This is a genomic window from Scandinavium sp. M-37 (assembly GCF_043558715.1).
GTDB classification, from domain to species: Bacteria; Pseudomonadota; Gammaproteobacteria; order Enterobacterales; family Enterobacteriaceae; genus Scandinavium; species Scandinavium vulneris_A.
In genome coordinates this window covers 298,180-324,233 of sequence record NZ_JBIGIN010000001.1, presented here as the reverse complement: position 1 = coordinate 324,233, position 26,054 = coordinate 298,180, and the positions used below count along the sequence as shown (strand labels likewise).

17 protein-coding genes are annotated in these 26,054 nt (G+C 51.4%); 6 read left to right on the top strand and 11 right to left on the bottom strand.

What is annotated here, in order from left to right:
- Positions 1-15 precede the first annotated feature (15 nt).
- From ACG0Z5_RS01485 to ACG0Z5_RS01470, 4 genes are all read right to left on the bottom strand, one after another.
- The gene (locus tag ACG0Z5_RS01485) at positions 16-8,595 is read right to left on the bottom strand and encodes a GH36-type glycosyl hydrolase domain-containing protein (RefSeq protein WP_394444979.1); all 8,580 of its coding nucleotides are present in this window, start codon (positions 8,593-8,595) and stop codon (positions 16-18) included.
- A 157-nt stretch (positions 8,596-8,752) separates the two neighbouring features.
- Positions 8,753-8,917: a YnfU family zinc-binding protein gene (locus tag ACG0Z5_RS01480; protein WP_394444978.1), complete on the bottom strand. Its 165-nt coding sequence runs from the start codon at positions 8,915-8,917 to the stop codon at positions 8,753-8,755.
- Between the two features lie 71 nt (positions 8,918-8,988).
- Positions 8,989-9,831 carry a LysR family transcriptional regulator gene (locus tag ACG0Z5_RS01475; RefSeq protein ID WP_394444977.1) on the bottom strand — a complete coding sequence of 281 codons (843 nt, stop codon included), beginning with the start codon at positions 9,829-9,831 and terminating at the stop codon, positions 8,989-8,991.
- Positions 9,832-9,851: 20 nt separating this feature from the next.
- Complete coding sequence (locus ACG0Z5_RS01470; protein ID WP_394444976.1) at positions 9,852-10,775, bottom strand: LysR family transcriptional regulator; 924 nt, start codon at positions 10,773-10,775, stop codon at positions 9,852-9,854.
- Between the two features lie 388 nt (positions 10,776-11,163).
- Between ACG0Z5_RS01470 and ACG0Z5_RS01465 the strand changes: the two genes are divergently transcribed.
- A complete protein-coding gene (locus ACG0Z5_RS01465; RefSeq protein ID WP_394444975.1) occupies positions 11,164-12,051 on the top strand; it encodes a LysR family transcriptional regulator in 888 nt (295 codons plus the stop codon).
- A gap of 207 nt (positions 12,052-12,258) precedes the next feature.
- Here ACG0Z5_RS01465 and lysC read toward each other — a convergent pair whose 3' ends face one another.
- Positions 12,259-13,620: a lysine-sensitive aspartokinase 3 gene (gene lysC / locus ACG0Z5_RS01460; protein WP_394444974.1), complete on the bottom strand. Its 1,362-nt coding sequence runs from the start codon at positions 13,618-13,620 to the stop codon at positions 12,259-12,261.
- A 568-nt stretch (positions 13,621-14,188) separates the two neighbouring features.
- On the opposite strand from lysC, the gene ACG0Z5_RS01455 reads away from it, so the two are divergent.
- The 5 genes from ACG0Z5_RS01455 (at position 14,189) to ACG0Z5_RS01435 (ending at position 19,970) form a co-directional block, all read left to right on the top strand.
- Positions 14,189-15,574, top strand: coding sequence for a diaminobutyrate--2-oxoglutarate transaminase (locus tag ACG0Z5_RS01455; protein ID WP_319630321.1), 1,386 nt, complete (start codon positions 14,189-14,191; stop codon positions 15,572-15,574).
- 14 nt (positions 15,575-15,588) lie between these two features.
- Positions 15,589-17,052, top strand: a complete 1,464-nt coding sequence (locus ACG0Z5_RS01450) for a pyridoxal phosphate-dependent decarboxylase family protein (protein ID WP_394444973.1) — start codon at positions 15,589-15,591, stop codon at positions 17,050-17,052.
- Positions 17,053-17,559: 507 nt separating this feature from the next.
- On the top strand, positions 17,560-18,441 hold the full coding sequence (locus tag ACG0Z5_RS01445; protein ID WP_394444972.1) for a hypothetical protein: 882 nt from the start codon (positions 17,560-17,562) through the stop codon (positions 18,439-18,441).
- A 33-nt stretch (positions 18,442-18,474) separates the two neighbouring features.
- The gene (locus tag ACG0Z5_RS01440; RefSeq protein ID WP_394444971.1) at positions 18,475-18,879 is read left to right on the top strand and encodes a DUF302 domain-containing protein; all 405 of its coding nucleotides are present in this window, start codon (positions 18,475-18,477) and stop codon (positions 18,877-18,879) included.
- 89 nt (positions 18,880-18,968) lie between these two features.
- Complete coding sequence (locus ACG0Z5_RS01435) at positions 18,969-19,970, top strand: HAD family hydrolase (RefSeq protein ID WP_394444970.1); 1,002 nt, start codon at positions 18,969-18,971, stop codon at positions 19,968-19,970.
- 42 nt (positions 19,971-20,012) lie between these two features.
- Here ACG0Z5_RS01435 and ACG0Z5_RS01430 read toward each other — a convergent pair whose 3' ends face one another.
- From ACG0Z5_RS01430 to ACG0Z5_RS01405, 6 genes are all read right to left on the bottom strand, one after another.
- Positions 20,013-21,275, bottom strand: a complete 1,263-nt coding sequence (locus ACG0Z5_RS01430; protein WP_394444969.1) for an anaerobic sulfatase maturase — start codon at positions 21,273-21,275, stop codon at positions 20,013-20,015.
- Positions 21,276-21,343: 68 nt separating this feature from the next.
- Positions 21,344-23,026, bottom strand: a complete 1,683-nt coding sequence (locus tag ACG0Z5_RS01425; RefSeq protein WP_394444968.1) for an arylsulfatase — start codon at positions 23,024-23,026, stop codon at positions 21,344-21,346.
- Positions 23,027-23,091: 65 nt separating this feature from the next.
- Positions 23,092-23,676, bottom strand: a complete 585-nt coding sequence (locus ACG0Z5_RS01420; protein WP_394444967.1) for a HupE/UreJ family protein — start codon at positions 23,674-23,676, stop codon at positions 23,092-23,094.
- Positions 23,673-24,509, bottom strand: coding sequence for a DUF4198 domain-containing protein (locus ACG0Z5_RS01415; RefSeq protein ID WP_394444966.1), 837 nt, complete (start codon positions 24,507-24,509; stop codon positions 23,673-23,675). Before ACG0Z5_RS01415 ends, ACG0Z5_RS01420 begins: the two co-directional genes overlap by 4 nt.
- Positions 24,510-24,579: 70 nt before the next feature.
- Positions 24,580-25,629, bottom strand: a complete 1,050-nt coding sequence (locus tag ACG0Z5_RS01410; protein ID WP_394444965.1) for a DUF4331 family protein — start codon at positions 25,627-25,629, stop codon at positions 24,580-24,582.
- A gap of 116 nt (positions 25,630-25,745) precedes the next feature.
- On the bottom strand, positions 25,746-26,012 hold the full coding sequence (locus ACG0Z5_RS01405) for a DUF1471 domain-containing protein (RefSeq protein ID WP_394444964.1): 267 nt from the start codon (positions 26,010-26,012) through the stop codon (positions 25,746-25,748).
- Positions 26,013-26,054 lie beyond the last annotated feature (42 nt).

The following is a 26,054-nucleotide window of genomic DNA, read 5'->3' as shown; positions in this document are numbered from 1 at the left end:
TTCGGCCTTACCGTTTTACCTTTGTGTAATCTCAACCCTATGGCTTTGCCCGTCATCGACTAACGGAATTCTGTCATCCGGCAGCGTCACACCGTCGAGCATTACCCTGTAGTCTTCATTGCCACGCGTGACGCTTATCTGATACTGGCTGCTGCCGTTTTGCCAGCTAAGGTTGATTGCAGGCCAAGCGTCTGGCAGTTGAGCATGTACCGAGAAAGTGACGCCGTAACGTTTTATCCCCAGCAGTTCCTCTGTCAGCAGGCGATAGGCCCAGCCTGCCGATCCGGTATACCAGCTCCAGCCCGCACGCCCGGTATGCGGCTCAACGCTGTAAACGTCCGCACTCATCACATAAGGTTCGGCTTTATAACGCTCAATATCCTCCGCGTTCAGGCCATGGTTAATCGGATTGATCCGCGCCCATAGCTGCCAGGCGCGTTCGGTATTGCCCATCCGGGCAAAGGCCATTACTGCCCAGATTGCGCCGTGGGTATACTGCCCGCCGTTTTCACGCACGCCCGGCAGATACCCCTGAATGTAGCCGGGGTTCGGCCCATGCCCATCGAACGGCGGGGTGAGTAGCTTAATCAGCCCAGCCTCGTCATCCACCAGATAGTTATCCAGCGATTGCATCGCCTGGCGGCTGCGTTCCGGGCTAGCCGCTGCGGAAAGCACCGACCAGCTCTGGGCTATCGCATCAATGCGACACTCCTGTGAGGCGTGTGACCCCAGCGCGCTGCCATCGTCAAAATAGCCGCGACGATACCATTCGCCGTCCCAGGCTGACGCTTCAAGGTTTTTGCCTAAACGCGCCGCCTCGGTGCGGCAGCGTTCGGCCATGCTGCTGTCCGGGCGCTGTTCGGCCAGTCCGGCGAAGCGGTTTAAAACGTCATACAGGAAGAAGCCGAGCCATACGCTTTCACCTTTGCCGTCGATCCCGACCCGGTTCATGCCGTCGTTCCAGTCACCCGCTCCCATCAGCGGCAGGCCATGCTGACCAAAGCGCAGACCGTGCTCAATGGCCTTGACGCAGTGTTGCCACAGCGTTTCTTCAAGACTGCTGATCACCGGTTGGTCATACACTGATTCTTCGCCTGGCTGCAGGGGGCGTCCCTCCAGCCAGGAGATGCGCTGATCGATCACCCCGATATCGCCGGTCGTTTCCACATAGTGGCAGACGGCCAGCGGCAGCCAGAGATAATCATCCGAGCAGCGGGTGCGCACCCCGTTGCCATGCGGGGGATGCCACCAGTGCTGCACATCGCCTTCGATAAACTGCCGTGAGGCGCAAAGCACGATTTGTTCCCGCAGGCGCTCCGGTGCCGCGTGGCTGAGGGCGAGGGTGTCCTGCAACTGATCGCGGAAACCAAACGCGCCGCCGGACTGGTAGTAGCCGCTGCGCGCCATCAAACGGCAGGCGATGGTTTGGTACAGCAGCCAGCCGTTAACCAGCAAATTCACGCTGGTATCCGGGGTATTAACGACCAGCTTATCCAGCAGGTTGTGCCAGTATTGATGCACATGGTTCAGCGCTTCCCGGGCCGCGTCTTCATTCAAATAGCGGTTGAGCAACGTGTGAGCCTGCGCCTGATCGTCCCCGACGCCGAGGACAAAAATGAAGGTCTTCTGGTCGCCGTCTATCAGCGTTGCTGCAGACTGCACCGCACCACAGGGATCAAGCCCGGCCCCGGTTTTGTTCGATAGCCAGCGTAAGTTCATCGCCGCTGGTTTGGCTGGCGTGCCGTTGCGGCCAATAAACTCACGGCGATCGCCGGTCATTGAACAGTGGACGCCGCTCACGGCTAAAAAGGCTGTCCGACCGCCGCCGTCTGCACCGTAAAAGTTATTTGCCATCACGCCACAGCCACCGTTCACGCTGGCCTCACGGGTGACGACGTGCAGGGCGGAATGCGCGCGTGACGCCCCGAGCGTCCATTCCACAAACCCGGTGACCGACAGCTTACGCGGCCGCCCGGAGTTGTTGCTCAGCGTCAGAATCGCCAGCTTAACCGGGTCCTGTTCGGCCACCAGGATGGTCAGCTCGCTGTCGATGCCGTTCTCACGGTGGGCAAATACGCTGTAGCCAAAGCCGTGACGGGTGAGGTAATCCCCTTCGCCACGCACAGGAAGGGTGGTTGGGGACCAGTACGCGCCGCTCTCTTCGTCGCGCAGATAAAACGCTTCGCCGCTGCGATCGCTAACCGGATCGTTTTCCCACGGCGTAAGCCGATATTCATGGGCGTTCTCATACCAGCTGTAGGCCTGACCCGCCTCGGACAGCACGCTGCCGAAATGAGGATTAGCCAGCACGTTTGACCACGGGGCTGGCGTGGGTTCGTTTTCCCGCAGCACAATCTGGTATTCTCGCCCATCTTCAGAAAAGCCTCCGTGACCGTTGAAATGCAGCAGTTGACGGGTGTCCGGCGACCACGGAATATGCAGATTGTCACCCGGGCCCGCGTGCGGCACGAACGGTCTCGGGAGCGCTTTCAGAGTATGAATGCGCTGATCGAGCTGCTCGTTCAGGCCGCCTGAGCGATCATCGAGGTACAGGTGCGCCACGCTCATTAACAGCAGTTTGTCTTCGGCGGAAAGATGCTCGCCGTTACGCACAAAAATGCCGCCGGATTTATCTAACTGGCTGGCTTCCGACCCGGCGTATATCAAATCCATGATCATATTTTGCAGCCCTTGCTGATAGCCGCCGGGGCTGTTGTTAAGGATAACTAAATCCACCGCCAACCCTTTCAGCCGCCAGTAGCGGTGCGCCTGAATCAGGGTGGTGACTGAAAGGATGCTTTCCTCGCTGGTGATGGTGAGCAGCACAATCGGCAGATCGCCGGAAATCGCCCAGCCCCACAGGCCAGATTGTCCCCGGCGATTGCGGCTGATATCGCGACCGTCGGCACGCAGCTCCTGACACGGATAGAGAATGGCGCTGGCGAGGCGGTTAAACAGCGCGGCGTCATCTTCATTGGCGTTGATTTGGCGTAACACCACCAGGCTGTGCGACCAGGCCAGTTCAAAGACCCGATCGGCAATCGGATGGTCACGGTATTTTTCCAGCAGGCCCAGGCTTTGCTGACGGTTTTCACACACGCCATACACGATATCCAGCGTCACCGGCAGGCCCGGTTGCAGGGTGAGGGTCTGGCGAATGGCCAGCATCGGATCCAGCACCGAACCGGAGGTATTACTGAGCGGGCCGCTTTGATGAGCCGCCAGCGCATCCGCCGGGCCTCTGCCACGTCCGAGGAAGGCTGCCCGGTCGGTTTCAAATGATACGTCGCTTTGCTTATCGCCATGCACCACCATCATGTGCAACAGCCAGGGCGTTTTTTCGTCCGGCGCGCGCGGGCGACGGTGACACAGAATCGCATTCTGCGCGGCAATCAGTTCCGTCTGGATAAACAAGTTACTGAATGCCGGATGCGCTTCGTCGCTGGCGGCAGGGGCCAGCACCACTTCGGCGTAGGTGGTCAGGTCGATGGTGCGCGGCTGGCGGCCCCGGTGCAGCAGGGTGACGCGACGCAGTTCGATGTCATCTTCGGGTGAAACCACAACCTTGGTTTTGACGCTCAACGTACCAAGTGAGCGTCGGTATTCCGCGCCCGAGTCGGTAAATATCACTTCATCATTGCTGTCTGCCTCGCCGATGGGCTGCCAGGTATTGCTCCACAGTTCGCCGGTTTGGGCATCGCGGATATAACAGAATGCGCCCCAGTTATCGCGGGTAGTGTCGCTGTGCCAGCGGGTGAGAGCCAGATCGTTCCAGCGGCTGTAACTCCCGCCGGTGTGGGTCATCATCAGATGGTAATGACTGTTGGACAGGAGCTGAACTTCCGGCACCGGGCTGTCTGCATCGGTGAAAACACGCGGTTCATAGCGCACCGGTTTTACCCGACCTTCATGCGATTCAAAATGGCGCCGCGGGCTGTAGAGATCGACCTCGTCCGGCACCCGTTCCTGTAACAGCAGGCTCGCCGACTGGAAGGCGGTGCTGGCCATAAACCGGTCGGTCATTGGGGCATTGAGCAACACATGGGCCAGCGCCTGAAACGCCATACCCTGGTGATGCGCCATCCACGATTGCACCACGGCATACAGTTGCCCGGTGGCCAGTCGCGACGGGGTGTAGTCCAGCGCTTCGTAAAAACCAAACTCACCGCGCGCGCCGATTTTTTCCAGCCGGGCCAGGTTTTCACAGGCCTTTTGTGGCGAGATCATCAGCGCCAGCAGGGTGGCGTACGGCGCGACGACCATATCATCTGCCAGCCCACGACGCAGCCCGAGACCGGGTACGCCAAAGGCTTGATACTGGTAATTTTGCTGCACGTCAAACGCGTAGTAGCCGGATTCCGACACCCCCCACGGCACGCCGCGCTCTTTGCCCCAGTCTATCTGGCGCATCACCGAGGACTGACTCATTTCATCCAGCAGACTGCCGGGCCAGGTGGGCATCACCAGGTTCGGCATCAGATATTCAAACATCGATCCGCTCCAGGACATCAGTGCGGTTTCGTTATCAATCGTCGTGAACAGTCTCCCCAGCGCGTACCAGCTTTTCAGTGGCAGCTGATTAGTGGCAATCGCGAGGAAACTGGTCAGACGAATTTCGGAGGGCAGCAGGTCGTAATGACTCTTGTCCGGCATGTTGCTGTCGCAGTTATAGCCGATGCTCAACAGGCTGGTGACCTCGCTGTACAGGAAGGTGAAATCCATCTGCGCGTGATCGTTCAGCCGCTGCTCAAGCTCGGTGATGATGTCGAGCCGCATCCGTGCCAGAGAGATAGAGGCGGCACACGGCGTGCCTGCGCCGGTGTGTTTGGCCTGCGCAAGCTCGCTCAATGTTGGCAAGGCGGGCGCGTCCCAGGCGTCGGTTATCCAGCTCAGCAGGTGCGTCCATTCATGGCACATCAGCACCAGTTGATGCTGGAGATGTTCTATCCAGCGCACGACCAGTCGGTTTTCATGGTTGCACTGCGCATACAGGTGGTTGCTCTGGGTGCGCATCCATTTCAGCTCGGTGAACAAGAGTGCGGGCGGCAAATGGGCGGCACTGCGGCAATGTTGGCGCATCAGGCGCAGCCCGGTAGGCGCATGTTGTCCCCAGTGTTTTTCCAGAATACTCAGGGTATCGTCCAGCCCGGCCAGCAGCTGGGTGCCGTTCAGCACCGGCTGGGTGCGCATCGCCGTCAGCCCTTCGCGCAGGGTCAACAAATGACCGGCCATATTGCCGCTGTCGACGCTGGAGACATAGCGCGGGCTCAGCGGAGCAAGCGTGCGGGTGTCGTACCAGTTATACAAATGGCCCCGGTAATGCTCCATTTTATCGAGCGAATCCAGGGTCAGGGTGATGCGTTGCAAGACTTCACCCATTGGCAGATAGCCAAAATCCCAGGCGGTCAGATTGGCCATCAGCGACAGGCCAATGTTGGTTGGAGAGGTGCGGTGCGCGATGGTCGGCTGTGGAATTTCCTGATAGTTATCCGGCGGCAGCCAGTTCTCTTTGGCGCTGGCAAAGGTTTCAAAGAAGGCCCAGATTTCGCGACTGGTCTGGCGCAACAGCTGTTTTTGCTCTTTGTTCGGCGAAAAGGTTTTCCGCACCGGTTGACGGCTCAGCCAGCTCAACAGCAGTGGGGCCAGACACCAGAGAATGCCAATCGGTAAAGCGACGGTCGAGAACCAGGGCGCGACGTGCGCAGTAGATACCGTGATCGCCACTCCGCAGACCACGTTCAGCCACATCGCGCGGTAAAAGCGGATTGGGGAGACTTTGGCCTGCTCATTATCCGGGCTAAAGCTGACCCACTGACTGAGGTTGCGCTGGCTGAAGCCGAGTCGCCACAGCGTCACGCCAATGGCGTATAGCGAATACCCGGCCTCATGGGGCAGGGTGATAAAGTTCAGTCCGACGCGGGTGAGCCGCTTCAGCGCGCCGGACATCACCAGAAGCAGATGCTGCATTAAAGGGCGGCGCGCAGGCTTGCGCAGCAGATCGTGGGCGACCGCCAGTCCGGTCGGCAGCAGCCACACTACCGCCAGCACGCCCAGCCAGTAGAGTGGATTCGGCACCCACAGCAGGGTACAAAACAGCAGTGCCAGCAGCGAAGGCGGCACCAGGCTGCGGCGCAGGTTATCCAACAGTTTCCAGTAAGAAAGGGCCGATAGCGGGTTTTTATCGCGGCTGCCATCGGCTTTACGCACCCGGGGTTTAAGCCAGTTGAGCAGTTGCCAGTCGCCACGGATCCAGCGGGTGCGTCGCGCCACATCTGACAGATAATTATTCGGATACTGCTCGTAGAGTAACACCTCGCTCAACAGCCCGGAGCGGGCGTAACAGCCTTCGAGTAAATCATGGCTGAGCACCAGATTTTCAGGGCAGGTATTGGCGGTGGCCTGCACAAACACATCCACATCGTAGATGCCTTTCCCGACGAACGATCCTTCGCCGAACAAATCCTGATAGATATCGGACGACATCATCGAGTAGGGATTATTCCCCGGCACGCTGCTGCGCAGGGCGGCATAGCGGCCTTGCCCGTTGCGCGGCATCTCCTCTGCAAGCCCAGGCTGCAATATGCCGTAGCCTTTCACCACCCGCTGTCGAGCGGGATCGTATTCGGGGCGGTTAAGCGGGTGCGCCATCGTGGCGACCAGCTTGTGCGCCGTCTCGCGCGGCAGGACGGTATCGCTGTCGAGCGTAATCACATATTTGATCTGCTCCGGCAGTTGGTCAGCAGGCACGCCTTCCACGCTGGAAAACTGCGCCGAGGGCTGGCGTAACCAGCTGTTCAACAGCGCCAGTTTGCCGCGTTTGCGTTCGTACCCCATCCATACGCCCTGCGGCGGGTTCCATTCCGGGGCGCGATGCAGCAGATAAAAGCGAGGTCGGCTCGCCGGGTAGCGACGGTTAAGTGCCTGGGTTTGCGAGACGGCCTGATCGAGCAGGGCGCTGCTACCAGCACAGTTTTGGCTGGCGGAATCAGTCAGGTCGGTCAACAGTGCGAATCGCAGGTGTTCATGCTGATTGCCGAGCCAGCAGACTTCAAGGCTGGTCAGCAGCTTGCTGATACCTTCGCTGCTGGTGAGCAGGCAGGGGATCACCACCATCGTGGCGAACTCCGCCGGGATCCCAGCGGAAAAATCCATCCGCGGCAGAGGGCGCGGTCGGCGAAAGCGGGTTGTCATTTCACTCAGCAGGTCACTTACCAGTTGACCCACCGTCATAATCAGCGGCAGCGCCAGCACAATAAGCAGGGCGTTCATGCCGGACAGGACGGTTTGGTGCAAGATCCCGGCGGTTATCGCGGTAGTCAACAGACTCAGGCTGCCGAGCCAGGAAAGCAGGGGGATTTGGTTAAAACTGTGGCGCAGGCGTATGAAGTGCGAGGTGTCCGCCGCCAGGGCGATTTCCAGCTGTTGACGGCCGTCACCCATCAGCCAGAAGCCAATATGTTGGGCGGGCGTATCGGCTGCGCTTTGTTCGGCGAGGCTGAGCACATGTTGGGCCACGGCGGGTTCGGTGAAACGACTGCCTCTGGCGAGGATTTCTATTACATGGCGGTAATGGTCGCGGGTATCAAAATGCATCAGCGGATAAGTTCCCGCCGGATCAAGGCGCAACGTCTGTTCGACCACGCTCATCGCTTCCGCAAAATCAGCCCAGTTGGTTTCACTGAGCAGGCGTAAACCGGCGATGCTATTACTCACTGACAGCTGACTGGCGGCCAGCTGTTGATTAAAGCGATGAATGAGGGCCTCAGTGGTGACGCCCTGTTCCGCCAGACGCTGCTCAATCCAGGTGAGCGGGAGCGCCAGCATATTGCTGCGACCCTGTAGACGACGCACCATTTCAGCGACAAAAGCGCTGCTAAGCGGCGGCTGCGATCGTGCCATGTCGGCAATCACCATAATGACATCCGCAGGGGCATTTTCCGCACATTCGAAAATGCGCGTCACCCAGCTGTCGGCCAGATTACGTTCCTGCTGGGCCTTTACCACGTCAATGCTAACCCGGCGCAGGTTCTCAATGAGTGCCAGCCGCATCATGCCGGGTAATGCCCAAACCTCGCCTAAGGTTAGCGGGGTTTGCAGCTGATAGGCGCTGATGTAGCTGGTCAGGCTGGCGGCATCCCAGCGACCGTCTCCGTGGGCGATAGCTTCCGCCGCGATATCATAAATGCGCGGACAGTGATGAGGTGACGCGAGTGCAGGCAGGCCTTTACCGAAGTTTTTTGGCAGGTGCTGGCGCACGATGCGGATCTGCTCTTCAATCAGGTAGTAATTATCCAGCAACCATTCCCCGGCGGGCATTATGCTGGCCTTTTTCCCGGCATTCAGCACGTAGCAGTTTTCTGTGATAACGGTTTCGTTGTCGCTCAGGCGCTTGAGCAGGTAATAAGGCAATTTAGCAGGGGATAATTTATGCGAACCGGCGAGTTTTTTGCCAAAACGTTCCATCTGGGCTGAGGAAAAGAGTTCAGCGCGTAGGCTTGTTTCTCCGGCAGGATCGTTTGCCGGGAACGGGACGAGATCGGGTGCATTGACCAGGGGCAAGGAGCGGCTCAACCACTCCTTCGGATTCATTTTCATAGGCTTGCTCTGATGCGACGTGAACGCGCAGGAGCAGTTGCGAAATCAGTTCAGAAACGTTCTCTCAGGATGGGCGTGAGGCATCGGGGATTTAACAGCTGCCGGATTAACTCTTAAGTATAGAACATGGGCGTGGAGCTGCCGCGCTCGTCAGGGATTAGCGCGAGGCGACAAACAGGGATTTACATCCAGGGCACAGCATGGCCTGCTTGAGGCGGATTTTTGAGGCCGGTTGTGTTGATTTCAGCCCGCAATTGGGGCAGGTGATGGTGGTGGTTGACGCACCACCCATGAGCTTCATTGCGTAATTGAGAAAAGACATGATGCTTAACCTTCCAATGAACGGGCCTCACCATAGCACGTGCCGCTGAAAGAGTATCTAGCTAAATCATGTCAAATAAACGTCAGGTCCAACTGATTGAGCTCGGAATTCAACGCGCGGTGATAGTGAATATAGCATTCAAATTTCATCCTCAGTTCCACCGGTGGAGTTAAAGACTTTAAGGCAAACAGCTTTTTCAACGGTGCAACGAATATTTCAGGAATGACCATGATCGCGTCGCTGTTGGCACATAACCAGGCCATGGTCAGTAAATTTGGGCTTTCCCAGGAAATCTTCCGATTCAGAAACAGCTCATCTGCAAATTTAATTTCATCAATCATGCTGGTAATGCTGCCTAAATCCCGACGCCAGCGCAAGTGTGTATTATTTTCCCAGTCATTTAGGGTAAAGCTATCTTTGATATTTGAGTGATTTTCACGGACCAAAATGGTGGTGTCGGATTGTAGGTAACGTTTAGATGTAATAGAAATGTCATCGGGCAGTTTTCCACCGATGTCAATATCCACTTCTCGCAGTTTCAGCTTGCGTAATCGTTCTTCCTCGTTCTCATCCATGGTCTGGAAATGGAATAAAGTATTCCCTTCCATCGCTTGAACTGAATTGGTCAGCAATAGTTCAATCAAAGAATAGGTGGCGACGTGAAATTTTCGTTTAGTACTATTCAGCGACATTATCTCACGATAACGCTGCTGTAATGCGAGAGATGTTTCATTAGGTTTTAAACCTAATTTGGTCCGAGTGAAAATATCTGTGCCGAGATAATCCCTAAGGCCTTTTATGGTGTAACTTATCGCCGAGGTAGAGATATTCAGACGTCTCGCGGCTTCGGTTGCACTTTCACATTCAATGACTTCATTGATGATCTTTAACTTTTGTAGACTGATTTTATTCATTTTAATATCTAGGGTTGTATTCATGGTGACTGACTGATAATGGTTGACTTGACGGAGCGAATGATCGCATCAATCGACCGGGTCATCAGGGCGTTTTCGGACACGCGGTTATTGAAATGGATGTAGCAATCATGTTTCATATGCAGCTCAGCAGGAAGTTGAAGGGATTTTACCGGAAATGTCCTGGTAAATAAGGGAGTAAAAACATCGGGGATCAGCATAATACACTCACTGCGCGAGCAAAATTCCACCATATTAATTATGCTGCTAGAGACAACCGCAATCTCGCGTTCCTGAATGTATTTTATAACCTCGGCCGACACATTCATGCTTTCGCAATAATAGTCACCCAGCGAGGACCATAAAGCATGTTTTAGTTGATACATATCTTTAAGGGTCAACACATCCGGGAGATCGTGATTGTTAATTCCAGCAAGGATGGAAATATCCGAGGTAAATAGTTTTAATTTACTCACCGCTGAGTCTTGCGGCAATTCAGAGCCGATATCAATATACGCACTTTTGTTGATCAAGTTATCCAGACGTTCGCTAGCATTAGTTGTATAAGGCAAAAAAACATAACGGTCATGGTGCGACTTTTGTTCCAAATTGGCTATTGAGGTTGATAGCAACATTTCAATAGGTGAATATGTCAGTATGGTTAACTCGGTAGAAGTCTGATGATTATCTAATGTGTCACATTCAAAGTCAGCAGCGAAATGTTTTTGATACCGCTGGCTGAGTTCATACGCCGTACTATTGGGTTTCATTCCCGTCCGGGTACGAATAAATAGATGCTCACCAGTAATCTCCCTGAGCTTTTTCAATGAGTAACTGATTGCCGCTGGACTTAAATTAAGTATCTTGGCTGTTGTTTTGACACTACCACATATCACCAGGGTATTGATGATTTTTAATAACTTTAACTCTATTGTGTGTGACATTACGTAACACTCCAGTAAGGCATGGAATTATTTTTATAAGTTATTTGGCAAAGTGAAAGTTTCTATTTGGAAGATCAAACAACCACAATGCCAGAAGGAATGTAAGGTTTTAAGACTTTTCAGACAATACTGAAAACTTTGTAGCAGTGAGGTTTGTCGGGGCGATGATAGCGCAACAAACTGTTTTGTAAGGCTTTATGTTTGTTATTTAATTTCTTTAAAAAGTAAAAAAGACATATTGAGTTTCATTCGAAAGCCATCTGATCGAAGTTTTCGTCTCCGGCGGAGATGATATTCGATATCATCTCTGGCTAGATCATCAAATTGGTCATTTAATACAGCGATTGTGTCTATACTACCGTCACTGATATGGGCAGGGTAATTTGAAATGAGTGTAGAATTGGATGTCAAAGTACTCAGGGCTATTGATACATTGAGTACTGCTGGTAGTGTCACCAAAGCGGCGGAAATGCTTCAGGTGACGCCTGGTGCGGTAACTTATCTCATCAATAAAGCACGAAAAGCGACCGGTTCGGCGCTGTTTTTTCGTACTAAGGAAGGGATGAAACCGAATACACTGGCGACAGAACTTAGCCAGCGTTACCAGAACATGATAGAGGCGTTTCCTCCTGATGACACAGGAGCCGCAAACCATCAGCGATCGTTTATTATCAGTACCTATACGCTTATAGAGTTTCTTCTTGCTTTGGCATGGGGACCTACGTCTGAGGACGAGGCCGAATTGCGCTACGTTACGAGCGATCAGGATAAGTCTCGTCGGCTGGCAGCGCTGAGAAATAAAGAAGTCGATATTGATCTGGGTTCCAGGCTGCAGATTGATAGTTCGATCATTCAAGTAAAACTGTTTACAGCTGAAGTGGGGATGATCGCCCGCAAGGATCATCCAACGATTGGTGAGAGGTTCACCATAGAGGACTGGCATGAAAATAGACATGCGCTGTGGTCGCGAGGGATGTATTTTTTCAGTGATGATATTGAGCAGACGCAGGATTTCCACAATCTCTTCGAACAACAAAACCCAGCATGTGTTTCCAGTAGCTCTCTGAATGCCGTGATGCTATGCGCCTATTCCGATTGTGTCACCCGAATGCCCAAAAACCTGGGTAGCAAACTGGAGTCCATTCTGCCGGTGAAGCAGCACAGCTTGCCAGACAATTTGCATCTGACCTATGAATGCTATTTGCATTATCACCACTCTTTTATCAACGATCCGCACTTCCAGCAGGTGATAAGGAAGATCAAGAGTTTGCTCTGAGGCTGTTAACCTAATCCACTCCAGCTTAGCAATCCAGCGCTCACATTGACCGATAGGCCCAAAATGATTAACAGGCGTTGCAACGTGCTAAATAGGCGGGAATGGTAAAGTAACAGAGAACGCCTGCGAGGATGGAAATCAGCCGCAGACGAGTGAACAGGTGAGGTCTTAAATAGATCAGGGGCGCATATACGCCCCTGATCTCACTCACTCAAATAATCGGCGGTGCAGTGCCGCAACCGCGTCGTTAGCGGCATCGTCTGGCAGCAGGAAACAGAGATTATCATTGGATGCGCCATGGCAAATCATGCGCACGCAATGCGCATCCAACTCCACGAAGGTATCGCGGCAGACGCCCGCGCTACGATGAAGTTGATTGCCAATCAGCGTCACCAGCGCCAGCCCGGTTTCAATCTCGACGCGGCAATGCGCTGAGAGGGCGGTGAGTAGCGCGGTAGTCAGGGTGTTATCTTCGCCAGAAGTTGAACTCGTGGCGTTCAGGGCCAGCGCTATCCCTTTCTCCGAGGTCGTAACCAAATCCACATCTACCTGATGTTCTGCCAGGATCGCGAACGTTTCGGCAAAAAATGCGTATGCCGGTTGCGCATTAAGGCTATGTAATCTCAGCAGGGTTTGCTTGCGTCGAACGGCAATGGCACGGTAAAGCGGCGGATTCTCCGTCTCGCGGCGAACCAGCGTGCCACCGGCAGAGATGTTTTTACTGGAACCGACAAACACCGGGATATTTTTGCGCATTGCCGGTAACAGCGTCGCTGGATGGAGCACTTTTGCACCAAAAGCAGCCATATCGCTGGCTTCGGAGAAGGAGATATGGTCGATACGCTGGGCCTGCGCCACAATGCGCGGATCGGTGGTGTAGATGCCGGCCACATCCGTCCAGATATCCACCCGGGCGGCGTGTAATGCTTCCCCCAACAGGGACGCGGTGTAGTCGCTCCCGCCTCGTCCCAGGGTCGTGGTATGCCCGGCGTCATCACTGCCGATAAAACCCTGGGTTATCACAATCGCCTGTTCAATTCGCGGCCGCAGATGGGCTTCAGCGTGTTTTTCTACAAGGCTGATATTGGGTTCAGCGCAGCCGTACAGGTTGTTGGTTCGAATGACTTTCCGCGCATCAAACCATTCAGCCTGTGCTTCACGTTCACGAAGCACTTCAGCAAATAACAGGCTCGACATCAGCTCGCCATGGCTAACCAGTTCATCGCTCAACGCAGGGGAAGGCGCTTCCCACGCTGTTTCAGAAAGACGTGTTATGTTTTCAAGGAGTTGGTCGATTTCCTTGCCAATGATCGATGGCGATTTAAGGCGGGAAATAATGTTGTGCTGGATAGCGCGGAGGGTATCAATTTTATCCATACGATCGCGACTTTCCAGCCCTTCAGAAAGTTCGACTAATAGATTTGTGACCCCTGCGGAGGCAGATAAAACGACCAAGCGAACGTGGTCATCTGCAAGAACTATACTGGCACTGCGATTCATTGAATCGAAATCAGCAACGCTGGTACCGCCAAATTTGGCAACGACGAATTGTGGATAAACGCGAGTCATAACAATCTCATATCAGGGCGCCATATAAAGATGGCAAGAAAATTTTCATTCTCGGCATAAGGGAAGCACGCTTCGCCTTACGAAATGTCCGCCCGCGAACATTTCTGATGACAACCCAGGAATGCATCCTGTTGTCGATAACATGTATTGCCTCTTACGCGTTACCGGTGCGCTTATTTACACGTAGCGTAAAAAAGCGCGCCATAGTAAGTGATTTATCAGGAGGGGTCGATGTTTTTATTACATTTAGAAATAAACTAGTAAAAAAGAATGCCTTGAAGAGTAAGGCCCAAGACATTAAACAGTAAAATTGTGTTGCGAAAGCGTAAAACCATGTCAATTCGATGGGTTTCATGACGTTGTATACTGCCTGTTTATCCATTTATCCTTAAACTAAATGGGCAATGCATTTTCTTGTTATGCTTTGATTTTAAAGGGTATTTCACACATAAAAATAAATGATTGAGTCCTTTCTTAAAACGGCATATATTAGCCGCGTTTTTTACAGGCCAGTCCCTTAACCTTTATTCAACCCGGCGTTAATAATACCCGAGGTTGTAGGAGTGATATGATGACGGATAAAGTCCGTATTGATACTTTAAGTGCTAATTCATTACCACAAAGCAATGATACCTTTTTAGCGAGACAAGCTGAGTTTGAATCTAACGTCAGAAGCTATCCCCGTAAACTGCCATTGGCAATAGCCAAAGCGCAGGGTGTATGGATAACTGACGTTGAAAATAATCAATATCTTGATTGTCTGGCAGGCGCCGGAACCTTGGCGCTGGGTCATAATCATCCTGACGTGCTTCAAAGCATTCAAAGTGTCATCAGCAGCGGCTTACCGTTACATACGCTGGATCTGACCACCCCTCTAAAAGATGAATTTTCATCTTATTTACTCTCTTTATTACCGGGTCAGGGCAAAGAATACTGCCTGCAATTCACCGGGCCATCTGGCGCAGATGCCGTTGAAGCCGCGCTCAAACTGGCGAAAAAAGTGACTGGCCGTTCAGGCATTATCAGCTTCTCCGGCGGCTACCACGGTATGACGCACGGTGCGCTCTCCGTAACTGGCAACCTGTCACCAAAAGAAGCCGTCAGCAATATGATGCCGGAAGTGCAGTTTATGCCTTACCCGCATCTGTACCGCTGCCCGCTGGGTATTGGCGGTGACGCTGGCGTGAAAGCGCTGACCTACTATTTCGAAAACCTGATCAACGACGTGGAAAGCGGCGTGCGCAAACCTGCGGCGGTGATCCTCGAAGCCGTGCAGGGCGAAGGCGGTGTGAACCCGGCTCCGGTCGAATGGCTGCAGCGTATCCGTAAAGTCACGCAGGAGCATGGCATTCTGCTGATCATCGACGAAGTCCAGGCGGGCTTCGCACGTACCGGGAAACTGTTCGCGTTTGAACACGCCGGGATCGAGCCAGACATCATCGTCATGTCCAAAGCCGTCGGTGGCGGTCTGCCGTTAGCCGTTCTGGGCATCAAAAAACAGTTTGACGCATGGGCACCAGGCCACCATACCGGGACTTTCCGCGGTAACCAGCTGGCGATGGCCACCGGCCTGACCACGCTTAAAATCATCAAAGACGACGGTATTGCCGATAAAGTTGCCGCCCAGGGCGAGTGGCTGAAAGGCAAACTGGCCGACATGCAAAAACGTTTCCCGGTTATCGGTCACGTTCGCGGTCTGGGTCTGATGATCGGCATTGAAATCGTGAAGCCGAACGAAGCACAGGATCACATGGGATGCTACCCGGCAGATGGCGAGCTCTCAGCACTTTTGCAGAAAAAATGCTTCGAGTCTGGCCTGATTCTGGAGCGCGGTGGCCGTAACGGTTGCGTTCTGCGTCTGCTGCCGTCTCTGTTGATAACCAACGCGGAGCTGGAAATTTTCCTCGATAAATTTGAAAACGCCTTGCTGGGCGCTGGCGTTAAGCCGGTTTAATCGGAGTTACGATAGTGTCTGATAACAATCCGATCCTGTCTGGTTCGGCGCAAAGTATCGCCGCCTATCAGGAAGCCATTGAGCAGAGTAGCCAGGCCGTCATCGACTGGTTAAAGCAGCCTGAAATGTATCAGGGTAAAACCGTCGACCAGCTGCGCGATCGTATCCAGTTAAACTTTACCGACGAAGGCCTGGGCAACCAGGCCACTATTGCGCGTGCGATTGAGTATTTCCTCAAAGACAGCCTGTCTGTCCACCACGCACAATGTGTGGCGCATCTGCACTGCCCAAGCCTGGTGATTAGCCAGGCAGCAGAGGTGTTGATCAACGCCACTAACCAGAGCATGGATTCCTGGGATCAAAGCCCGTCGGCGACCATCATTGAGATTAAACTCATCGAGTGGCTGCGTGAGCAGGTGGGATACGGTGCCGGGGATGCGGGCGTGTTCACCAGCGGTGGCACGCAGAGTAACCTGATGGGGCTGATGTTGGCGCGCGATGCATTCTTCGCACGTCAGGGTCACTCTGTACAGCAGCAGGGATTAACCGGCGATCTGAGCAAAATCAAAGTGTTCTGCTCTGAAAACGCCCATTTCTCTGTGCAAAAAAATATGGCATTGATGGGACTGGGCTACCGGTCTGTCACCCTGGTGAAAACCGATGCGTTCTCGCGGATGGACGTCGCTGATCTGAAAGCCAAACTGGCACAGGCGAAAGCTGACGGTGAGCAGGTGATGGCGATTGTGGCCACTGCCGGTACCACCGATGCAGGGGCGATTGATCCGTTAGTCGAGATTACTGCGCTGGCCGCGCAGGAAAATATCTGGGTGCATGTTGACGCCGCATGGGGCGGGGCGCTGCTGCTGTCTGAGAAGTATCGCCACTATCTGAACGGCCTGGAAAGTGCAGACTCTGTGACGCTGGATTTCCACAAGCAGTTCTTCCAGACTATCAGCTGTGGCGCATTCCTGTTGAAGGACGCACGTCACTATGAGCTGATGCGTTACCAGGCGGCATACCTGAACTCTGATTTTGATGAAGAGCACGGCGTGCCAAATCTGGTATCAAAATCACTGCAAACCACCCGTCGTTTTGATGCCTTAAAACTGTGGATGGGCCTTGAAGCATTGGGCAAAAAGCAGTACGCCGAGATCATTGATAACGGCGTGACGCTGTCACAAAAAGTGGCGGAATATGTTTCTGCTCAGCCGCATCTGGAGCTGGTTATGCAGCCACAGTTGGCAAGCGTACTATTCCGATTCCGCCCGGAAAGCGGCGATAGCGCATTTGTCGCATTGCTGAATCAGCGTATCGGTGACGTGCTGCTGGCATCCGGTAGCGCCAACGTTGGAGTAACGGAAGCTGATGGCGTTACGTGCCTGAAGATGACCCTGTTGAATCCAACCGTCTGTCTGGAGGATGTGAAAATCCTGTTGGCAAGCGTAAAAGAGACTGCAGAGAAACTGCTCAACGCATAACCCCACAGTTTATTTTTTACTAAAAATATCCTCCGTGCCAGTACGGAGGATATTCTTTCAACTATTTCACACCTCTAAATCATGCCCCTTTCCATTACATGGAAGCACTATTGTTAAAAATTAAATTCAGTCATATAGCATTCCAAATATGCCGCTGTTATTTAATAAATTGCCTCGCTGTCTTTTGACCTAAATAGATTTAATTATTCAGAACTTCATTTCTATTAATTTAAACTTCATGCGTCCGCCGAAGTATTTTGTTGATCTGTACAGTATGGCCGAACAATAGGTTGTACAGCGCGTTAAGTTTGAAATTAAAAACTATTGAAAGCCTATTTCACCGTTGTGCTAATTTTGGTTAATGTTGTTATCTCCTTGCCTACAGGCTACTCTCAAATCGGCTTGTAATGTACTCTCTCATAAAGGGTATTTGTTCGTTTATCTGAGCATGTATTCATGCTTACTCCAGATAGCGTTGTTTCTCCCAAAAATAGTCGAGGTGAATAGGTGAAAATAAAAAATACGGCAATTGCTGTTATGGTTGCATCTTCCTTCTTTATCAGTACCACGTATGCAGAATCAATGCCTACAGCCATTCAGCCTATGCTTCCTGATGGCATTAAATCAGAAGTGTTGAATACACTGAAAATATCAGACATCCACCTCCCTGATGGAAACAAGCCACTGACATGTCGAAAATTGCGCTTTCGTACCGTTGATGTAAAACCTGGTTCGTTTATTAATTTACACAGTCATGAGAATCGGCCCGCAATGTTGGGTGTGACCAAAGGAACGGCGATTGTCCACCCCTATCAACATAAACCCGTGACGCTGCACATAGGGGACTCTTATAAAGAATATGCCAATGTGCATTACGCCAGAAATGGTTCAAAGACCGAAATGTTGACCATGACCACTTTTGACCTGCTTGATGATGGCACGCCTTGCAAGGGAGTGACTTATCCACAAAACACCCCGTTGCTGAAAAAGCTGAAAGCTGACCAGGACAGTTTCTATGTCAGTGCGCCAAAAGCAGGCGGTCTTGAGAAAAGTAATCCGGTGTACAAGCATAACGTCAGCGATATTCAATTTTCAAATAGTAGCGACAAGCTGACAGATCGTGTAATGCGCGTTCGAAAAGTGACGTTATCAGCAGGGACCTCTGTGCCGGAGCAGGATTTCAGTAATCGTCCTACTTATCTTTTGGTGCTTGATGGTTCGCTGATTGTTGATAAGAGCGGAGAGAAAGATACGACACCGTTAGGCAAATTGGAAACTGCTGACCTTGTGAATACCGGGAAAGTGACCATCAAAAATAATTCAACAACGGCGGTTACTGACTACCTGGTCTTTGAATTATGGGATCCAAAAGACATTGGTGCTATCTAAAACCTGTGACAGATATTTATAAAGGAATAATTTATGCAAGGTATTAATCAGCGCTGGGTCAGAACAAGTCCTTACTCTGTTAGAGAAACAGCAGACCGCTTGCTGGCAAAGTTAGCAGAATTTCCAGAAGTGATGATTATCGCCGATGTTGATCAACAGAAGGTCGCTGCATTATCAAATAAAATTGTCGATGAGGCGGTGTGTCTGTTGTTTCAGAACACGCATCTGGTGGGCAGCTTGCTTTCGAGCAATATTGACGTCGGTTTTGAATTGCCAATCAAAGCATTTATCTGGAAAACAGAAGACGGGCGGGTTCAGATCCGCTGTACCGACATCGACTATATGAATGATTTTTATCACCTCAATGGTGGATTCGGGGCGATTGACACGATTTTCAACCTGTTACCGGATTGGCTCGATCATACCGTCAGTAAATAACCCTAACGGATTTGTCTTCTGGCCCAAGCAACAAGCGACTGTGTCGTTGTTGCTTAGGCCAGAATTTTTGACCATCTGAAGAATTTGATATGAGAAAAATAGTCTTGCTCAGCCCCCTGTTACTGAGCTGTGTCAGTTATGCCGCTAGCAACCCTGTTGATCCGTTATCTGCATGGAAGGAGACTCCGGTAAAGCAGGCCATTGAGAAGTGGGTGCAGGAAAGTACCCGCGATGGTAGCCCAAATTACATCCCACTGGACAAACGTTACGTTGTTTTTGATAACGACGGAACGCTTTGGCCAGAGGCGCCTCTGACGTTTCAGCTACAGTTTGCGATGGATGAAATTAAGCGTCTGGCCCCCGTTAACCTGGAATGGAAAAACGATCCCCTGGTGATGGCGGTACTTAATGACGATTTTAAAACCGTAGCAGCCTCTGGTGATAAAGGGCTATTGAAGCTCGTTGCTCTGACACACAGCGGCATGACCACTGAAGAATTCAGTCATCGCGTGAGTCACTGGCTCGACAGCCATAAAAATAGACATACGGGCTGTCGTTATGACCAACTGGGATATCAACCTATGCGGCAGTTGCTGGATTATCTCCGCGCTAATGGTTTCAAAACCTGGATTGTTTCCGGCGGCGGCAGTGATTTTATGCGTGTGATGTCGCAGAAAATGTATGGTATCCCGCCGGAGCAGGTCATTGGCTCATTTGCACTCACGGAATTCAGGCTGACGAAGGACGGGCCACAGTTGCGCAAAACGATGAAAGGCGCTTTTAACGATGACAAAGCCATGAAACCGGTCGCTATCCATTTGTTTATGGGTCAACGCCCGGTAGCCGCGTTTGGTAACAGTGATGGCGATCTGGCGATGTTGCAGTACACCTCGGCTAATCCCGACTATAAAACCTTTGAAATGCTGATTCATCATACCGATGCAATCCGCGAATATGCCTATGACAGCCACCCGCCTGCGAGTGGCAAGCTGGTCGATGGGTTAGCGCTGGCAGCAAAGCAGGGCTGGAGTATCGTGGATATGAAGCAGGACTGGAATAGGGTCTACGATCCTGAGTTGTGCAGAAAGTGATAAAACGGCCACTCTCGGGTGGCCTTCTGAGTTGATGTTTCCCTATTTCAGCATGGCGGCAATTCTTTCCAACTGAGGGCGAACCGCAGCATAAAAATATTTGAATCCCGGACATAGATAATTCAACCCTTCCTCACCATCAGGTGCACACACGATACGATTTTTCGGGCACTCTCCCCAACACAAATTCAGATGTGGGCAGGCTTTACAATAAGCGGGCAGGGTATCCTTTTTCCCCATACCAAAGACTTTTTGACGTTCTGAAAACACCATATGCGTCAGTTTAAGCCTCTGGATATTGCCAAGTTTGTATTCGGGATAGACATAGTGGTCACAGGAGTAGACATCACCATTTTTCTCGATGGCCAGTGCTTTGCCACAAAATGGCGCGGTAATACATAGTTGGGCGGGCAGCCCCATCGTTTGTACCACCGCCGTTTCGAATAAATTGACCTGTACACGCCCCAGATCATAGGTCTCCCATTCAGTAAATGTTTCCGTCAGGAAGTGGCCCCAGTCATCCGGATCAACTGACCAGTCGGTCACAATCGAGTCCAGGCCGCCAGGTTTTGCACGAGGACTGCCGGTGACAGGGGTACTCTCCTCATGCCAAAAATGCGGGGCGATGGTGGTAAAATCCCTCGCCTCAACGCAAGGGGTAAACTGAATGTAGGTGGCACCCAGTTCACGGGTCAGAAAACGGTACACTTCACGGGGAAAGCGGGCGTTGACCTTGTTGACAACGGTCAGTGCATTAAAGGGGACCTGATGACGCTTAAGCGCATCAATGCCGGCCATCACTTTGTCGAATGTGGGCTTGCCGCTGCGTGTGACACGAAAGCGATCGTGAATCTCCCGCGGACCATCAATTGAAATGCCTACCAGGAAATTGTGCTCTTTCAAAAAAGAGGCCCATCTGTCGTTTATCAGCACCCCGTTGGTCTGCAGATCATTTTCGATACGCTGATGTTTGGGCTGATATTTACGTTGCAAAGCGACGACTTTTTCAAAGAATTCAAGCCCCATCAATGTGGGCTCGCCACCCTGCCAGGAGAAGATAATTTCTTCCCCATCCTGACTTTGAATGTACTGGCGGATAAAGGTTTCCAGTACTTCATCCTTCATGCCCTTATCATGAGGTTGCTGGAGCAGGTGTTCTTTGTGCAGGTAAAAACAGTAATTGCAGTCAAGGTTGCAGGTTGAACCGCTGGGTTTGGCCATCATATGGTAGCGACGTTTGTAAGCCGGGAGATATTTGCCCTGATTCTGGAGCGGGGTTAGCGGAATTGTGGTGCTTTTTTTCATGGGCAGGGCCTTGTGCTGTACGATATTAATGCTGGCCCGCAGCAAGGCTGACGGGCCATTTTATTATTTTAGTTACCCGTAGGCATACTCAGCTTGAAACCTTCCTGTTGCAGTTGGTCACGCACATTCTTGAAACGTTCGTACTGACTCAGAGTGATCGGGCCGGTATAGCCTTCGCTCTGCGTTTTACGTGGGGGATATTTGACATAGGTTTTCATCAGTTCGGTGATGGCCTCATTAAAGGTCACCAACGTCCAGGTATGCTCAGTGTAGTTATTCATGAAAATGTCATAACGTTCCTGCGGATCCTGCCAGAGGTCAAAGATTTGCGGAACGGTCGCCACATAGGATGAAGGTCCCTTCCAGCCGAGGTTGGAATCGACGGCTAAACCACCGGTGCTTTGACCATCGTCGCCACGCAGATTGAAAACAGCTTTGTAGTGACCCACTCGGGCTGCGCCTGGAGAGAGTTCGTTTTCAGTAAAATAGAACCACGACGTACGGGGATCTTTACCGGTGCCAAACAACACTGGCGAGATATCATAGCTGTCAAAAATAATGGGCTGACCGGCGCGATCTTTTTCCGGCAATTTCACACCTGCGACTGAAGCGAAAGTCGCCATCAAATCTAAACCGCCGACGATATCGTGATTGCGACTGTGATCCTTGATTTTACCTGGCCACCAGGCAATTGCAGGAACACGGTTACCGCCTTCGCGATCGGTGCCTTTGGTGCCACGGAACGGGGTATATCCCGCATCCGGATAGACGTCCTGCCAGGCGCCGTTATCCGTAGTCCAGATAACCAGGGTGTTTTTATCAATGCCGAGCTCGCGCAACTTATCCATGATATGGCCGACACGTGCATCCATCTCCACCATTGAATCCGCATATTTGGTTTTGGACATGGATTTGCCGATGAAATCAGGATCCGGCATGTTTGGCTGGTGGCTCTTCATAAAGTTGATGCTCATGAAGAACGGTTCAGAGGATTTGCCGTTGGCATCCAGGTAATCGAGAGACGCTTTTTCCACATAACGGTCAAAGTAAGGAATACCGACAACGCCTTCTTTACCATCGACCTGCGGCGTGTTGACATACTGACCGTTAATTTTGAAGTCTTCATGCGGCTTTTCGCCAGCCTTAGCGGACATCGCGCCTTTCGTTACGCGTGCAAACATCTCACGAAGTTTAGGATCCATATCCGGGAACCATTTAGGATCGGCATAGGTGTAAGCGTTGAGATGGTAAAGACCGGCATATTTCATTTCGTCGTAGCCCTGAGCATTGGGCAGCGCGTAATCGGCCTCGCCCAAGTGCCACTTGCCGGTGAAGAAGGTTTTATAGCCGCCGGTTTTCAGCACGGATGCCAATGTCCATTCTTCTTTAGGCAGACCGCCGCCCTGGCCCTGGAAGGCCACGGTCGTCATTCCGCTTCGGTTAGGGATACGGCCAGTCTGCATTGCGGCGCGACCTGGCGTACTGCTGGGTTGACCATAAAAATCAAAGAACGTCATGCCTTCATCGGCCATCCGATCGAGATTTGGCGTTGGCATACCGCGACCTTCACCGCCGCCGTAAACACCCAGATCGCCATATCCGATATCGTCGGAAACAATCAGAATAATATTAGGTTTCTTTGCTGTGCCGACATTTTGCACCGGAGTTTCCTGATTAGCTGCATGTGCATTAGGCAAAAGCGAACCTGCTGCGACAGCAAGTACGCCGAAGCCTTTGTAAGGTTTAATCATGGTATTTCCTTGATGGTTTGTGAAAAAAAGAATAACCGCGGTAAACGTTCTAACCGCTCCGTGCGCTAGATAACGGAGCTGAGCAGATACAACCCGCAAGCCGCACTGAATCCGCCCAGAATCTTCAGCAACTCATCGCCAGTGCGTGACTTCAGGAGAAAATGCGCGCCGACGGCGCCAACAACATGCAGGCAGGCCGTAGTGGTTAAAAATCCCAGGGTATATATCAGTTTGTTTTGCATCAGCGGCATTTCATAACCGTGGGCATAACCATGGAAAATACCAAAGAGAGCTGTCGCTCCCGCCGCCAGAAACAGTGGAAGGATTTTTTTTACTGAAATAGCCAGCCCCAGCAGCACGACGGATAAAGAGACCGCGATTTCCGTTGCGGGGAGTTCTATATGTTCAAAACCAATTAAACCACCAATAAACATAAAGCACACAAAACACGAGGGGACAATCCAGATGGCCCTGCCGCCAATTTGGCTACTCCAGGCACCTACAGAAATCATAGCTAGCAGGTGATCCATACCCGATATAGGGTGCAACCAACCTGATGAATTGGCAGTGGTATGCGCGTATGCATTGTTGACCATTAAAATAGCCGCCATGGTTATAGCACTGTTAATCAGAGACTTATTTATTGTCATGGAATCGTTCCTCCTGCGACCGGGAGAGTCAGCGATGCCCAGACACTTTTCCAGTCAGCGCCGTCTACTGGTGAAATATCCATATCAACAGCGCTAAATAACCATTCACCTCTTTTCGGGAGGATGAAACTGGCAAGACCCTTAGCGTCAGTGGTGGCCCGTAAAACGGTGGGAGGGGTGGTATTTAATTCTGCTTTAACCTGTATTCCCGCCAAAGCAACACCTGCGTGGAGTAATTTCACCGTAAAAGGGGTGCCGGGTTTATACTTAAGCGGTTCAGTAACGGGGATAAGTTCGCGCTCAAGACCGATAACTTTGTCGAATCCCGCACTCTGATTATCAACAAAGATCAGTGTCTTTGCACAGCGATAGAATAACTCAACCCCTGGTTGTAAAGATTCACCACGTTCTTTGCGGATTTCAATTATTTTATTGAGCCCCTCATCCTTGAGGTATTCCTCAAATTCATCCGCAGGCAGGGTTATTTTTGCACCATTCGTGGTCAGTGAGGCGATGGTTGTACCTGGGGTGCGGGTGTTAATATGCCCAATAACAAGAGAACCATCATGACCTTCGACTTTCTGCTGCCCCAGCGTATCCCATGCGGTGAAAGAATCGATAAGTCCCGGAAGTCGAGGCGTTTGCTTGCCCGGCCAACCAGGCCCAATTCGTAGCTCAAATAAGATCTTTTGGTCTTGTTGTGACAGAGCATCGTGGGGGAGGATCCAGAAATCATGCGCAAAAACGGGGCTACTACAGAGTGTAATAATGGCAAACAGGTGGGGCTTTATTTTCCCCACAAGACCAGGAGTCTTGAAAATACTTCCTGTCATACTTCTATCCTTCATGTCAGGTCGCAAATATTCAGCCATACCCTTTGATATGGCTGAAAGGAGGAAATACTTATTTAGAGGCGGCAGGGATTAAATACGGGAAATCCTGCGTATACAGTTTTTGATTTGTGATGTGCTGATCGGTTGGCTGACCCAGCAGTAATGTCAGCATTTCGCTCATGGCGTCATCGCTAAGACTGCGACCATTAATCGATTGTGCGGAAAACTTCGCCGGAGTACCTACGTTATAGGTGATAACATCCGGTACCAGCATATTGGCAACTTTGTCACCATAAGCCTGAGGCTCTTTCTGGGAATGCGCGAAGGTACTGGCGCGAGCCGTACGAGCCGACACGAAGTTCTTCATATCCTGTGAGTTATCAGGACGGCTCTGGTTATGTTCTGCTTTGAGGGATTCATTTTCAAAAAGCATAGAGTGAGAGAACAGCGGAATAGCAGAGTACTGTACTTGCTTCCAGGCATTGTCTTTCTGAACGGCTGTAGTCATAAAGACTTCAACTTTTTTACCCAGCATTTTGTTAGGAATATCGATAACAATTGCGCCGCACTTACGACCCGTAAAGATGTTCTTGCCTTTTACCGAGGTCCAGATAGTCGGATCATAGGTTCCTTCCGCCAACTGCTGGCGAAGGATATGAAGACCAGGTGAATTGCCATAGAACGGGTCTTTGGCTACGCCCGCCCATAGATGGATTCCGTTAGTCAGCTCTGCTTTTTGGTTAATGTTTCCTTTGCCGATGGCTTTGCCTTCGGTGCCTACAGGCGCATTTGGCGAATCGATTTCATAGACGGTGTAATTTCCTTGCTCATCAAATTTCAGGGAAAAGGTATGACCTGATTTGAATTTTGTATCGTCTGAAATATGAATATTGTAGAGCGCGCCAGGTTTAAACACGCCATCAGCGGTATCTTTAGGTGAAGGATTCACATCCATAATGATTGCTGTTGCATCGGGACGAGATGACTGGAAAACATAATTATCCAGTTGGTTGATAGTTGGGTCCTGTAATGCTGCCGCCGATTCAAAATGGTGACTGGCCATAGCGCCTGTGGAGCAGGCCAACAATGATGCCACTAATGTTAGTTTGAACTTATTCATAACTACCCTCATATGAAATTAAAAAACAGCTCTCATGTATATGTGGAGTGAATCTGGCTGCCCCCTACAACAAGAGGTACAGCCTTTAATATTTAATTTTTAAACGATCTTAACTGCTATTTATAGATTTCAGCTGTTGCACTCACATCAGAACCCATACCATCCATACCAATGGACGTGATGTGATAAAAACCAGCGCCTTGCGCGTCGGCTTTTTTAGACAATGCATCCGTTGCTTCGTCAATAGTACCGTCTTTAACGTCAACCGAGATCTCACCCACTTTTTGTTTCATGTTAGCCATCTCAGAACTACGGATCTCTTTTGCAGCAAAGGTGCTGAAACTTACGGTCAAAAGTAAAACAGAGGGGATGATATATTTCATAATTAAAAATCCTTTCCATAAATTAATGTAAACACAATGCTT